This is a genomic window from Photorhabdus kayaii, from assembly GCF_025384895.1.
In the GTDB taxonomy this organism is placed as follows: domain Bacteria; phylum Pseudomonadota; class Gammaproteobacteria; order Enterobacterales; family Enterobacteriaceae; genus Photorhabdus; species Photorhabdus kayaii.
The window spans coordinates 23,473-37,564 of record NZ_JAJAFZ010000028.1; the positions used below are offsets into that span (position 1 = coordinate 23,473).

General features: G+C 42.0%; 15 protein-coding genes. 7 read left to right on the top strand and 8 right to left on the bottom strand.

The genetic code is table 11. From position 1 onward, the window contains the following. Positions 1 to 245 precede the first annotated feature (245 nt). The 3 genes from ptsI to LGZ98_RS12330 all read left to right on the top strand — a co-directional run bounded on the left by ptsI (position 246) and on the right by LGZ98_RS12330 (position 2,919). Complete coding sequence (gene ptsI / locus LGZ98_RS12320; RefSeq protein WP_112895211.1) at positions 246 to 1,973, top strand: phosphoenolpyruvate-protein phosphotransferase PtsI; 1,728 nt, start codon at positions 246 to 248, stop codon at positions 1,971 to 1,973. A gap of 48 nt (positions 1,974 to 2,021) precedes the next feature. After that, on the top strand, positions 2,022 to 2,531 hold the full coding sequence (gene crr, locus LGZ98_RS12325; RefSeq protein WP_011145700.1) for a PTS glucose transporter subunit IIA: 510 nt from the start codon (positions 2,022 to 2,024) through the stop codon (positions 2,529 to 2,531). Between the two features lie 157 nt (positions 2,532 to 2,688). Next, positions 2,689 to 2,919, top strand: a complete 231-nt coding sequence (locus LGZ98_RS12330) for a hypothetical protein (protein ID WP_146748119.1) — start codon at positions 2,689 to 2,691, stop codon at positions 2,917 to 2,919. Here the strand turns inward: LGZ98_RS12330 and cysM are convergent. The 6 genes from cysM to LGZ98_RS12360 form a co-directional block, all read right to left on the bottom strand. Next, positions 2,827 to 3,708, bottom strand: coding sequence for a cysteine synthase CysM (cysM, locus tag LGZ98_RS12335; RefSeq protein WP_113043668.1), 882 nt, complete (start codon positions 3,706 to 3,708; stop codon positions 2,827 to 2,829). The two genes, LGZ98_RS12330 and cysM, sit on opposite strands and share 93 nt — an antisense overlap. Before the next feature lie 138 nt (positions 3,709 to 3,846). Then, positions 3,847 to 4,935, bottom strand: coding sequence for a sulfate/thiosulfate ABC transporter ATP-binding protein CysA (gene cysA / locus LGZ98_RS12340; protein ID WP_113043648.1), 1,089 nt, complete (start codon positions 4,933 to 4,935; stop codon positions 3,847 to 3,849). A gap of 14 nt (positions 4,936 to 4,949) precedes the next feature. Further along, positions 4,950 to 5,795 carry a sulfate/thiosulfate ABC transporter permease CysW gene (gene cysW, locus LGZ98_RS12345; protein ID WP_262978129.1) on the bottom strand — a complete coding sequence of 282 codons (846 nt, stop codon included), beginning with the start codon at positions 5,793 to 5,795 and terminating at the stop codon, positions 4,950 to 4,952. Continuing rightward, positions 5,795 to 6,628 (bottom strand): sulfate/thiosulfate ABC transporter permease CysT, encoded by an 834-nt coding sequence (gene cysT, locus LGZ98_RS12350; protein WP_113043650.1) that lies wholly within the window; start codon positions 6,626 to 6,628, stop codon positions 5,795 to 5,797. The genes cysW and cysT overlap by 1 nt, the downstream gene beginning before the upstream one ends. Next, on the bottom strand, positions 6,628 to 7,650 hold the full coding sequence (locus LGZ98_RS12355) for a sulfate ABC transporter substrate-binding protein (protein ID WP_262978130.1): 1,023 nt from the start codon (positions 7,648 to 7,650) through the stop codon (positions 6,628 to 6,630). The genes cysT and LGZ98_RS12355 overlap by 1 nt, the downstream gene beginning before the upstream one ends. Before the next feature lie 242 nt (positions 7,651 to 7,892). Beyond that, positions 7,893 to 8,501: an RpoE-regulated lipoprotein gene (locus LGZ98_RS12360; RefSeq protein ID WP_228899750.1), complete on the bottom strand. Its 609-nt coding sequence runs from the start codon at positions 8,499 to 8,501 to the stop codon at positions 7,893 to 7,895. 170 nt (positions 8,502 to 8,671) lie between these two features. Between LGZ98_RS12360 and LGZ98_RS12365 the strand changes: the two genes are divergently transcribed. Beyond that, the gene (locus LGZ98_RS12365) at positions 8,672 to 9,088 is read left to right on the top strand and encodes a YgiW/YdeI family stress tolerance OB fold protein (protein ID WP_390904679.1); all 417 of its coding nucleotides are present in this window, start codon (positions 8,672 to 8,674) and stop codon (positions 9,086 to 9,088) included. A gap of 45 nt (positions 9,089 to 9,133) precedes the next feature. Here LGZ98_RS12365 and LGZ98_RS12370 read toward each other — a convergent pair whose 3' ends face one another. Further along, positions 9,134 to 9,565 (bottom strand): GNAT family acetyltransferase, encoded by a 432-nt coding sequence (locus tag LGZ98_RS12370; RefSeq protein WP_011145692.1) that lies wholly within the window; start codon positions 9,563 to 9,565, stop codon positions 9,134 to 9,136. 137 nt (positions 9,566 to 9,702) lie between these two features. Between LGZ98_RS12370 and hemF the strand changes: the two genes are divergently transcribed. The 3 genes from hemF (at position 9,703) to LGZ98_RS12385 (ending at position 12,439) form a co-directional block, all read left to right on the top strand. Then, positions 9,703 to 10,611 (top strand): oxygen-dependent coproporphyrinogen oxidase, encoded by a 909-nt coding sequence (hemF, locus tag LGZ98_RS12375; RefSeq protein WP_113043654.1) that lies wholly within the window; start codon positions 9,703 to 9,705, stop codon positions 10,609 to 10,611. A 232-nt stretch (positions 10,612 to 10,843) separates the two neighbouring features. Further along, a complete protein-coding gene (gene prtS, locus LGZ98_RS12380; RefSeq protein WP_262978131.1) occupies positions 10,844 to 11,962 on the top strand; it encodes a metalloprotease PrtS in 1,119 nt (372 codons plus the stop codon). A gap of 159 nt (positions 11,963 to 12,121) precedes the next feature. Then, positions 12,122 to 12,439, top strand: coding sequence for a protealysin inhibitor emfourin (locus tag LGZ98_RS12385; RefSeq protein ID WP_228899746.1), 318 nt, complete (start codon positions 12,122 to 12,124; stop codon positions 12,437 to 12,439). Between the two features lie 24 nt (positions 12,440 to 12,463). Here LGZ98_RS12385 and der read toward each other — a convergent pair whose 3' ends face one another. Beyond that, positions 12,464 to 13,945, bottom strand: coding sequence for a ribosome biogenesis GTPase Der (gene der, locus LGZ98_RS12390; RefSeq protein WP_113043657.1), 1,482 nt, complete (start codon positions 13,943 to 13,945; stop codon positions 12,464 to 12,466). Positions 13,946 to 14,092: the final 147 nt, after the last annotated feature.

Here is a 14,092-nt window from a genome sequence, read left to right on the forward strand (position 1 = left end):
ATGCATCGCGACGGCCAGGGAGTGAATCCCCGGGAGCATAGGAAACTATGTGACCGGGGTGAGCGAGTGCAACCAACAAAGAGGCAACTTGAAAGATAACGGGTATAAACAGGTATTCACTTAGCCGTTCCTCATCCCCGGATAAACTTTTATCTGGGGATATCAGTTTAAATGCATGTCCTAAAACAGCAAACCATCTGCGGGCTGGCTCTTTAAAGAATAATTATTAGTAGTTAGGTAACATCATGATTTCAGGCATATTAGTATCACCAGGCATTGCTTTCGGTAAAGCACTATTACTGAAAGAAGACTCAATCATTATCAATCAGAAAAAAATTAGCCAAGAGCAAGTCGAACAAGAAATTTCCCATTTCATGCAAGGTCGTGAAAAAGCCTCATCTCAGCTAGAAATCATCAAGAATATAGCAGCAAAAAACCTCGGAGAAGAAAAAGCTGAAATCTTCGAAGGGCATATTATGCTATTGGAAGATGAAGAACTTGAGCAAGAAATTATTGCGTTAATCAAAAACGATTTCAAAACCTCAGATGCCGCGGTTTATTCTGTTATTGAAACCCAGGCCCAAGCCCTTGAAGAATTAGATGATGAATACCTGAAAGAACGTGCCACAGACGTGCGTGATATCGGTAAACGCTTGCTGAAAAACATTCTGGGGATGCCCATTGTTGATCTTGGCTCAATTTCAGAAGAAGTCATTCTGGTTGCCAACGACCTGACTCCATCTGAAACCGCACAACTCAATCTGGAAAAAGTACTCGGTTTTATTACCGATTTAGGTGGCCGAACTTCTCACACGTCAATCATGGCCCGCTCTCTTGAACTGCCCGCGATAGTGGGTACCACCCAGGCGACGGCGACAATCCAGAATGGTGACTACCTAATCCTGGATGCAGTAAATAACCATATTTACATCAACCCGTCTGATGCAGAAATTGAACAACTTAAAAAGACCAAAAACGAATATTTGTCAGAAAAAGCTGAACTTGCAAAGTTGAAAGATCTCCCGGCAATGACTCTTGATGGTCATCAGGTTGAAGTCTGTGCCAATATCGGTACCGTCCGTGATGTGATCGGCGCTGAACGCAATGGTGCCGAAGGTGTCGGTTTATACCGTACAGAATTTCTGTTTATGGATCGTGATGCACTGCCAACAGAAGAAGAACAGTTCCAAGCTTATAAAGCCGTTGCCGAGGCAATAGGCAGCCAAGCGGTTATTATACGTACGATGGATATCGGTGGTGATAAAAATCTGCCCTATATGAATCTACCGAAAGAAGAGAACCCATTCCTTGGTTGGCGTGCAATTCGTATTTGCCTTGATCGAAAAGAGATCTTACATTCTCAGTTACGTGCTATCTTACGTGCATCTGCTTTCGGTAAATTACGTATTATGTTCCCAATGATTATTTCTGTAGAAGAAGTACAGGAATTGAAAGTAGAACTTGAATTGCTGAAAGGCCAGCTTCGCGAAGAAGGTAAAAAATTCGATGAAGCAATCGAAGTGGGTGTGATGATAGAAACACCAGCTTCAGCAGTTATTGCTCATCACCTGGCAAAAGAAGTTGACTTTTTCAGTATTGGGACAAACGATCTAACTCAGTATACTCTTGCTGTAGACCGCGGTAACGAGTTGATTTCTCATCTTTATAACCCGATGCTACCAGCAGTATTGAGCCTGATTAAGCAAACCATCGATGCTTCACACGCTGAAGGTAAATGGACGGGGATGTGTGGCGAGCTTGCAGGTGATGAACGTGCTACCTTGTTGCTATTAGGCATGGGGCTGGATGAGTTTAGTATGAGTGCGATTTCTATTCCCCGCATCAAGAAAATCATTCGTAATACTCGTTACGAAGATGCAAAAGCGTTAGCTGAGCAAGCCCTTTCTCAGTCTACCGCTAAGGGGTTGATAGAATTGGTTGATACCTTCATCAAAGAAAAAACACTTTGCTAACAATATCGGTTAAAACGCGGTCCAATATAAACAATTAGGAGAAGATTCATGGGTCTGTTTGATAAACTGAAATCTCTAGTTTCAGATGATAAAAAAAACAGCGGCACTATTGAAATTATCGCGCCTTTATCTGGTGAGATTGTCAATATTGAAGATGTTCCAGATGTTGTCTTCGCCGAGAAAATTGTCGGCGATGGTATCGCTATAAAACCCGCCGGCAACAAGATAGTTGCACCAGTTGATGGAACAATCGGTAAAATATTTGAAACCAACCATGCATTTTCTATCGAATCGGACAGCGGTATTGAGCTATTTGTCCATTTTGGTATTGATACGGTTGAGCTTAAAGGCGAAGGCTTTAAACGTATTGCTGAAGAAGGTCAGCGTGTACAAAAAGGTGATTTAGTTTTGGAATTCGATCTTAAATTCCTTGAAGAGAGAGCAAAATCAACCCTGACACCTGTTGTTATTTCCAACATGGATGAGATTAAAGAGTTATCCAAGTTGAGTGGTTCTGTCACTGTTGGTGAAACCCCCATTATGCGTATTAAAAAGTAGCAACACTTTAACTGTTACAGTATCATTTTCATATTAAAAAACGGCCGACAATCGCGGCTGTTTTTTTATCCCTTATTTTCAATTTACATCGTTTTCTATTTAGAAATTGGCTAGTGTGAGCAGAGCTTACCCACCTCTTTTACTCTACTCACGCTGAATGTATACCCAATGGATTTCAAGATGCATCGCGACGGCAAGGGAGCGAATCCCCGGGAGCATAGATAACGATGTGACCGGGGTGAGTGAACGCAGCCAACAAGGAGGCAACTTGAAAGATGACGGGTATATAACCAGATTAATTAAATACCCCGGTAGAAAGGTATCTGTCACCACGGTCGCAGATAATGGTAACAATGACAGAACCTGGATTTTGTGCCGCAACACTTAATGCTCCGGCAACAGCACCGCCGGAACTAACCCCACAGAAAATCCCTTCTTTCTGAGCTAACAAACGCATGGTATCTTCAGCTTCTTTCTGAGTGATATCCAACACTTGATCAACTAACTCCTTGCGAAAAATGCCAGGCAAATAAGCCGACGACCAACGGCGAATACCTGGAATATGGCTATCCGCCGCTGGTTGTAAGCCAATAATCTGTACACTATTAGACTGGCTTTTTAAATAGCGGCTAACACCGGTAATAGTTCCCGTCGTTCCCATACTGGAAACAAAATGTGTAATACGCCCTTGCGTCTGCTGCCAAATTTCCGGCCCTGTCGTCGTAAAATGCGCTAAAGGATTATCCGGGTTATTGAATTGATCAAGTACTTTACCTTCACCATTACGCTCCATTTGCTGAGCTAAATCACGTGCACCTTCCATGCCCATTGCGCTACTCACCAAAATCAGTTCTGCACCATAAGCTCGCATAGAAGCTTGACGCTCAAGGCTCATATTATCAGGCATCAGTAATTTAAGATGATAACCTTTTACTGCGGCAATCATTGCTAACGCAATACCCGTATTTCCGCTAGTAGCTTCAATTAATACGTCACCGGGAGAAATCTCACCCCGCAATTCAGCTTGCTGAATCATTGATAGCGCTGTTCTGTCTTTTATCGAGCCTGCCGGATTATTACCTTCAAGTTTCACCCATATTTCTACACCTAGCCTATCGGTCATTCGTTGTAATTTTACTAGTGGGGTATTCCCTATAAAATGTTCCAAACTTGCCACAGTTATTACCCAAATTTTATTTAATAGAAATGCGAAATAACCATATTCAGACATATATCGCAAGACCCTAAATAAAAAATGCCCATCCCTGGCGGTAAGGCGATGAGCAAAATGGTACCAACCAAATTCAAATAATTATCAGGCAGTTTGGGCTAAACTCAGTGTTTGCAATTGCTTATCACCCGCATATAAACGCGCCTCAGTGCCACCAATAAAATAACAGTTTCCTCTTGTGGGTACTGAAGTTTCATCAAACCAAATAACAGCAACCGATTCATGATGCCAGCCTAGGGGCTGAACCGAAAGCTGCCAGAAATGCCCTCTAGGACTGACCTCAGTCACCTGTACTGGCAATGGACTAGAAAGTGTCGGTTGCGAGTTCATCATGATATCCCACGGACGCAAGAATACATCAACATTCCCCTGATGGATTGGCGTCACATTGAGAGGCAAGTGCTGCCCGCCAATCAACAGCTGAGAGCCTTTAATTTCCCCACTAAAATGATTGACCTCACCCAAGAACTCCATCACAAAACGGCTTGCCGGATAACGCCATACATCTTGTGGCGTACCTACCTGTTCAATATTCCCTTGCCTCATGACAACAACCCGGTCAGCCACTTCCATCGCTTCTTCCTGATCGTGAGTGACAAAGACACTGGTAAATTTAAGCTCTTCATGGAGCCGGCGTAACCAACGGCGTAATTCCATTCTTACCTGAGCATCCAGTGCACCAAATGGCTCATCGAGTAATAGAATTTGTGGTTCAACAGCCAATGCTCTTGCCAACGCCACCCGCTGTTTCTGCCCACCAGAAAGTTGTGATGGATAGCGTTCAGCAAAATGCGTCAATTGCACCATCTCCAGCAACTCCATAACCTTACGGCGGATAGCCGCCATATTCGGACGCCTACGTCGTGGCAGTACTGTCAATCCAAAAGCAACATTATCAAACACAGTCATATGCCGAAACAGTGCATAATGCTGAAATACGAATCCAACTTGCCGATCTTTAGCATGCATACGGCTAACATCTTGCCCGTGGAAACTCAGCTTCCCCGCAGTTTGTTGTTCCAGACCAGCAATAATTCTCAACAAGGTTGTTTTACCGGAGCCTGACGGACCAAGCAGAGCAACCATTTCTCCAGAAAAAACATTCAGAGTGATATCGCTCAGAACCTGAGTCCGACCAAAATATTTACTGATATTATTAATTTCAATACTCATATTCTGCTCCTACCTTAACCATGTTGACGACTTAACCGCCACTGCAAAGCACTTTTAACAATCAAAGTGATAATTGCCATCAATGCCAACAATGCCGCCGCAGTAAATGCCCCTACGGTGTTGTAATCTTGATGCAGTAATTCAACCTGCAACGGCAATGTGTAAGTTTCACCACGAATAGCACCGGATACCACTGAGACAGCACCAAATTCACCAATTGCCCGGGCATTGGTCAAAACCACACCATATAACAACGCCCAACGGATATTAGGTAACGTCACCCGCCAAAACATTTTCCAACCAGACGCCCCCAATAAAATTGCAGCTTCATCCTCCTGGCTCCCCTGACTAAGCATCATTGGCACCAGCTCTCGAACAACGAAAGGACAAGTCACAAATATCGTTACTAAGGCCATTCCCGGCCAGGAAAACATCAATTGGATATCATAGGGTTCCAACAAACTTCCGGCCCACCCATTCGAACCATAAAACAATAGGTAGATCAAACCAGCTACGACCGGCGAAACAGCAAACGGAATGTCGATCAATGTCAATAAACATTGCCGCCCGGGAAACTGAAAGCGCGTTACCAGCCAAGCGATCATGACGCCAAAAATTAGGTTTACCGGAACGGTAATTAACGCGATCAGTATCGTTAACCAGATGGCATGCAACATATCAGGATCTAAAAGATTCTCAGTGACTATCTCAACGCCTTTAGAAAAGGCAGTCATAAATATCCAGACAATGGGGATCACTAACAGTAAGATTGAAAACAATACGCCTGTTATGATCAACGTCCATTTCGCCCAATTTACAGGTGGTCGTTGTGCTACACAAAATTCAGATAATTCAACCATTAATGCCCTCCAATCCGCCGACCAAAGCGGCTTTGCAGAGTATTAATGCTAAAGAGTAATATCAGGGATATTGCCAATATAACTGATGCGATGGCACTGGCTGCGGGGTAATCAAACTCCTGTAAACGGATGAAAATCATCAGCGATACCACTTCTGTTTGCCATGCAATATTACCGGCAATAAAGATCACTGCACCAAACTCCCCCAAGCTGCGGGTAAAAGAGAGTGCGGTGCCCGCAATTAAAGCCGGAGATAATTCTGGCAATACAACCCGCAAGAAAGTTTGCCAACGATTAGCACCTAATGTTTGAGCTGCTTCTTCATATTCTGGCCCTAACTCTTCAAGTACCGGCTGAATCGTTCGCACTACAAATGGCAGACTTGTAAACGCCATTGCTACCGCAATACCCAACCAAGTATTCACTACTTTCACATCAAAGTGCCCAAGCAAAGAGCCATACCAACCACTCACAGAGAATAGCGTTGCCAATGTCAATCCCGCTACCGCAGTAGGTAACGCAAAAGGGAGATCCATCAAACCATCCAATAAGCTACGGCCTGGGAAACGATAGCGGGTTAAAACCCATGCCATCAACATACCAAACACCGCATTAAACAAGCTGGCAACCGCTGCTGCTAGCAATGTCACTTTATAAGCTGCTACAACTTGGGGATTAGCAATCACCTGCCAATACTGTTCCCAGGTCATACTGGAAAGCTGCACAACTAATGCACTCAGGGGTAACAATAAAATCAAGCAGGTATAGAACAAACTACTGCCTAAGCTCAACCCAAAACCAGGCAATACTCGCTTACTGGATCTCGAAAACATTACTTATGCCCCTCGGCCAGCAATTGATCCAGCATACCGCCAGTATTGAAGTGAGTTTTCATCACTTGTGACCAACCACCAAATTGATCTTCCAATCGAAACAGATTAGTTTCCGGAAAACGGGCCCTCTGTTGAGCCATCACGTTTTTATTACTGACACGATAATTAAAGCGAGTAATGATCTGCTGTGCCTGTGGGCTATAAAGATAATTCAGATAAGCTTTAGCCGCTTTCTCTGTACCGTTTTTCGCAATATGCTTATCAATCCAAGCCACAGGGAATTCTGCCAGAATACCTACCGGTGGAACGATCACTTCATATTTATCATCACCATACTGCTTGCGAATGTTGTTCACTTCAGATTCGAAACTGATCAGTACATCGCCCAAACCACGCTCAATAAATGAAGTTGTTGCCCCGCGACCGCCAGTATCAAACACAGCGACATTTTTCAGGAAACGTTTCATCCATTCGCGAGTTTTACCCTGATCTCCACCATTTTCCTGTTGAATAGCTCCCCAGGCGGCCAAATAAGCATAACGACCATTACCGGAGGTTTTAGGGTTTGGGAAGACTAATTTGACATCCTGACGCACTAAATCATCCCAATTACGAATATTTTTGGGGTTACCTTTACGCACGAGAAACGCCATCGTGGAATAGTAAGGTGAACTGCTATTTGGCAGGCGGTTCTGCCAATCAGCCGAGAGCAGATTGCCACGATCATGCAAAATTTGCACATCCGTTACCTGATTGTAAGTCACCACATCAGCCCGCAATCCTTGAAGAACTGCCAGTGCTTGTTTGGAGGAGCCAGCGTGGGATTGTTTGATTATCAACTTATCTTGTGGATACTGCTCATTCCACTGTTTTTCAAATTCAGGATTCAGCGCAGAAAATAGCTCACGCGCAACATCATAAGAGCTGTTTAATAGCTCTACAGCAGAGGCATGACTGCTGCCTAATAAAGTTACTACTACTAGTCCGTTTAGTATCGTATTTTTTATCGAATACTTTTTCATTTTTCACCTTATCCGTTATTCCATCAAATAACGCTCCAGTGACTAATGTACCCAGTTTATTTATAACAAGGTAGATAACTATCGCCGTTTAATATACCAAATTGCACTTAGAAAGTATGAAATGCAATAAGATGACAGGAGTAATAAGGTTTTTAAATGAAAAATGCGGGCCTGTTACGGCTCCGCAAGAAAAACATTCAATTCACTAAACTGGCTCAGTTTATGTTTTTAATCAGAAACTCTCATCGTTTCCAGACGATACGTTCCACTTTCCATTTTTTCAGTACATCATCAGAAGGAATCAAACCTTCAGGGCCATTCCAATGACCTGTAAACAGATAACTGACATGTTTGCTCTGTGGGGATACGCAGACAATAGCGCTCTTCTCTGACTCACTCACCGTATTTCGGCAAACATCAAATGCCTTGCTATAAAGTGCTGAAAATGGCATGCCGACCTTTGTTCCCCAGACGGTTTCAATATCTTCATCCAGCACTTCAATGCGACTGATTTTTCCATCGGCCTGACCAAATAACGCTATCTTCAATTGATCACCATCCATTGCTTGAAATACTGTCACCAATTGGCCATTTTTTGTTTCCATGCCACTGCGTAAGTGATACTTTCCATCCAACCCCTTCTCTATTGCCTCTTTATTCATTGCTGTCAGACCATTTATTTCTCCCACACCCTGATCCGAGATTTTTAAGGGGCTACCAAACCAGCTAATAGGAGACAAATCCGACCATGAAAAACCCGATGAACCCGTACAACCGGCCAGCAACAATGCACCACTTATTGTGACAAAGCGCAATCCTGACAACATGCTAGTTAAAGTATACTTCTGCATAACTGGTTCCCTTATGACTCAATACAGAGATAGGCACTGAGACATCACATCTGATTGTTAGTTTCAGAGAATATTTAAATTAATTACTTTAGATTAATATTTTATTGACAAAATGCAACTTAGCGGTACCATTACCCCCTAAAATCATTACCATTAGTAAGGTCAATATGATGAAAAAAATATTTATAACCACCGCCTTGATTACTTTATTCAGTATGCCGTCAATGGCTCAAACCTCACAGACGCAATTTGGTGGTTTTTCTGGTCCTGATTCAACACAGCCTCCGGTCCAAGCAGCACCACAAGGTGGTTTTGTCGATCAAAATGCAAGAGTTTCCACCACCCAACAAGTTAAAAATATGAGAGATGACAGTTGGGTCGTGCTGGAAGGGCATATTGAATCCCGTATCCACAGTGATCACTTCATATTCCGCGATAATGCAGGAATTGTTGAAGTCGAAGTTGATCATAAATACTGGAATGGTCAAACGATAACACCTCAAGATAGAGTCCGTCTTGAAGGTGAAGTCGATAAAGAGTGGAATGGTATGACTGTTGATGTGAAAAAAGTCACCAAATTGAACTAATGGCTTGTGGCTGAGTGGGATTCTTTCACTCAGCCATATCTGAACTCAATATTCCTGATCAACAATCAAACGCTTACTGAAAATAACACTCTCTTGATGACGATCTTCATATTCCAGTTTTTCACACATATAGATAGTAGCATCGTTATCTTCAGGAACAATAAGAACTATTTTTGGGCAACCACGGGCAATCAATTTCTTCTCCAACCGGGCAATTAATGCATTCGCAATTCCCCTACCGCGAAATTCAGGATGAACTCCCAAATAATAAGCTGAACCACGATGACCATCATAACCACCCATAATCGTCCCAACCACTTCACCAACCACTTCCGCAACTAAAAACAGGTCAGGATCATGCGTCAATTTACGCTCGATATCCACTTCAGGATCAACACCAGGATTAAGTAAATCGCAGCGTTCCCATAAGGTGATCACTTCTTCAAAATCATCTTGTCGAAATACCCGAATTTCCATCCCTAACCAACCTGTTTTTATTGAAATAACTATTTTCTCATTATCTCCGCTTTAACACCGGAATCAATACGAAAATGCGTTCTCTTCCACTAATAGCTATAATATAGCGCTCACCACACCATAATGGGAAAAGAACCATGAATACACCAAACATTAATCAGATTAAATCTTTTTTCCTTTCATTACAGGATGAAATTTGCCAACAATTGGAACAAATAGATGGCAAAGAGAAATTTACTGAGCAGTGCTGGCAACGAGAAGAAGGTGGCGGAGGCCGTAGTCGAATTATGAAAGAAGGCACGATATTCGAACAAGCAGGCGCTAATTTTTCTCATGTATCAGGAGATATGCTTCCTTTATCAGCAACAGCTCACCGTCCTGAACTGGTCGGACGTCATTATCAGGCCATGGGCGTCTCTCTAGTTATTCATCCTTTGAATCCCTATATACCAACCAGCCATACGAATGTTCGGTTCTTTATTGCAGAAAAAGAAGGTGAAGCGCCAGTGTGGTGGTTCGGTGGGGGTTTTGATTTAACACCTTATTATGGTTTTAAGGAAGATGCTATTCATTGGCACACCACTGCCAGAAATATATGTCGCCCCTATGGAGAAGATGTTTACCCAAAATATAAAGAATGGTGTGATAATTATTTCTATATTAAACATCGTAACGAAGCCCGTGGAATTGGTGGCTTATTCTATGACGACTTGAATACACCTGACTTTGAACATTGTTTTAATTTTACTCAAGATATAGGTAAAGGTTTCCTTTCTGCCTATCTACCTATTGTAGAAAAAAGGAAGGAGATATTATGGGGTGAACGTGAACGACAATTTCAATTATATCGCCGTGGTCGCTATGTAGAATTTAACCTCGTTTGGGACAGAGGAACCTTATTTGGATTACAAAGTGGGGGACGAACAGAATCTATCTTAATGTCCATGCCACCATTAGCTCGCTGGGAACATGATTATCACCCTGAACCAGAATCTACAGAAGCCGCTTTATATACCGACTTTCTACCAGCAAAAAACTGGATATGATTTTCCATCATGTTAGGAATATTATAAAAAACTATTCCTAACTATTTATATTTTTATTACAGCCAATGCAAAAATCCCTCACATAAAAAAACTTAACATTTTGTTAACAACCCCTTAACATAAAAGAAGCAGGTTAGCCCTGATGACTATCTGTTGGAAACGTGTTTAATATGAATCCGTACTTAAAGAGTACCTCTAATTAAAACTAAAAATTTATTCCAGGAGATATTTTATGCAAATACAAAACAATAACTACAGAGGCTTAATACCACCGTACATTCTTCAAAATATTTATAATAATGATAACGAAAAGAAGAAAGTATTAATGACATTAAATCATACTAAGAGTTTAATGTTGGACAATGTTATTAAAGAATCTTCTGATGATTCCGATGATGATAAAGTTACTAAGACAACTATACATCGTTCTATTCACGATGCAGAAAATAAACGCAAGTTGCCAGGCAAATTAGTACGAGATGAAGGAGAACCAGATAACGGAGATAAATCAGTTGATAACGCATATAAATATTTAGAAGCAACTTATAATTTCTATAAAGAAGTTTTTAGTCGCAATTCATTAGATGATAAAGGAATGAAATTGATTGCCACTGTGCATTATGGCGAAGAATATATGAATGCATTCTGGGGCGACGGGCAAATGGTATTTGGCGACGGAGATGGCAAACTTTTCAATGATTTCACAACATCTATTGATGTTATCGGCCATGAATTATCTCATGGTGTTATCGAAAAAACAGCAGATTTGGTCTATTTCTTCCAGTCTGGAGCATTGAATGAATCAATAGCAGATGTTTTTGGCACATTAGTAAAACAACATTATCTGAAACAAAAAGCTGAAGACGCTGATTGGATTATAGGTAGTGAGTTACTGGGCAAAGACGTTAAAGGTGTAGGGATTCGTTCAATGAAAAACCCTGGCAGTGCATATGATGATAAGGATCTCGGTAAAGATCCACAGCCGGGTCATATGGATGATTATAAAGACTTGCCGATTTATAGAGACAATGGTGGTGTTCATATAAATTCAGGTATTCCTAATAAAGCCTTCTATAATCTGGCGATAAAATTAGGTGGATATGCCTGGGAAAGAGCAGGAAAAATATGGTACAACACATTGTTGGATAAAGATCTTGCACGTGATACTAACTTCTTATCCTTCGCTAAATTAACAATTAAACATGCTCGTGAGCTATTTGATGAGGATGTTGAAAAAGCAACTATTGATAGCTGGACAGAAGTGGGCGTTAAAGTGAAGGAAGATAAAGACGATAAGGGCGGCGATAAGGACAAAACTAAAGATAAAACTGAAGATAAAACTGAAGAGTAATCTATAAACATATCGCTGGTTTAACGCCAGCGATATTTTATTATTTGTAATACCTGACTAGTAAAAAATATATCTAATAAAAGATGCTAAAATTGTTAACGACGAATTTCACGCTATACTAAAGAGACCTGAAAAATAACCGTAAAAAATTGGTATATCATGAATAATAAAACGCTCAAACTCACAACTGATAGTAAAATCACAATTTCCCTACAAGGAGGATTTGCCGCTACACCTGGCCTCAACCAAGATAAAACAGTGGATTTAGAATCATTGTCTTCACACCAACAACAGTTATTTCTTCAAGCCATAAAACAAGACTTTTCCGATTCTATGCCATCAGCAGCATATCCTGATCAAGATTATTATCTGCTCAGTATCGTCAATGGAAATGAAGAACACCACTTCACCCTTCCTGAGTCAGATGCACCGGAAATCATTACCCAGATCTGGAACACCGACAAAAAGGGTGGTTAATCACCACCCCTTTTCCTATTAGCATTAACGCTTTTTCAGATGCGCCATTAGACGTTTACGTTTACGCATTTGATTTGGTGTCAACGTATTACGTTTGTCAGCATAGGGATTCGCCCCTTCTTTAAACTGAATCCGAATGGGCGTTCCCATCACCTTTAGGGATCGGCGGAAATAGTTCATCAGATAACGCTTATAAGAATCAGGCAAATCTGTTACCTGATTACCGTGGATCACAACAATTGGTGGATTATAACCACCAGCATGAGCATATTTCATTTTCACCCTGCGACCACGGATCATCGGCGGTTGATGATCTTCTTCGGCCATATGCATGATACGGGTTAGCAGTGAAGTATTGACACGACGAGTGGCGCAATCATAAGCCTCAAGGATCGAGTCAAACAGATTCCCCACCCCACTACCGTGCAAAGCAGAGATAAAATGTACTCTGGCAAAGTCAACAAAACCAAGACGATAATCCAGCATCTCTTTCACACGCTCTTTATCTTCCTGTGACATGCCATCCCATTTATTGACCGCAATGACCAATGAGCGCCCGCTATTGAGAATAAAACCCAATAATGACAAATCTTGATCGGAAATACCTTCTCGCGCATCGATCACCAGTAATACAACGTTAGCATCTTCAATCGCTTGAAGGGTTTTTATGACTGAAAATTTTTCAACCGTTTCAGTGATCCTACCCCGCTTACGTACCCCCGCGGTATCAATAAGGATATATTCACGGCCATCGCGCTCCATTGGAATATAAATGCTGTCACGGGTAGTTCCTGGCATATCGTAAACCACAACCCTTTCTTCACCCAAGATACGGTTAGTCAATGTAGACTTGCCCACATTTGGCTTACCGACAATGGCTAATTTCAATGGCAGAGTTGATGGATCAAAATCCTCCTCCTCTTCTACCAACTCAATTTCATTCTGTTCCTGCTCTGCCCAATAAGCGGCGTTGGCCTCTTCCTCAGTCAACTCAACCACATCTTCTTCACCTTTACCGGAGAAAGGTAACAGTACTCGTTCGATAAGTTGGGTGACACCACGACCATGAGAAGCCGCGATAGAATAGATATCCCCCAATCCGAGGGAATAAAATTCAGCAGTAGCGGTATCAATATCAACACCGTCGGTTTTATTCGCGACCAAAAAAGTAGCTTTTTCTCGGCCACGTAGATGTTTTGCTATCGCGTGGTCTGCTGGCATAAGTCCGGCACGAGCATCTACCATAAACAGAACTATATCGGCCTCTTCAATCGCCATCAAAGATTGAGCTGCCATATGGGTTTCCACACCCTCTTCGGTGCCATCGATACCACCGGTATCAATGATGATAAACTCCTGCCCTTCAACCTCAGCTCGACCATATTTACGGTCGCGAGTCAGACCTGGAAAATCCGCTACCAGCGCATCTCTTGTACGGGTTAAACGGTTAAATAATGTGGACTTACCCACATTTGGGCGCCCTACCAGGGCGACGACAGGTATCATTTGTTGATGCCTCATGACTTAATTTGAAATTAGTACTCCGCTGTTCACCACAACAGAACACTAAAAAGACGAAACGGCTCCTGTTCTTTTTCTATCCAGGAGCCGTAGGATAACTAACGCTTTACTTTATTTCCGGTAAACAGGCAG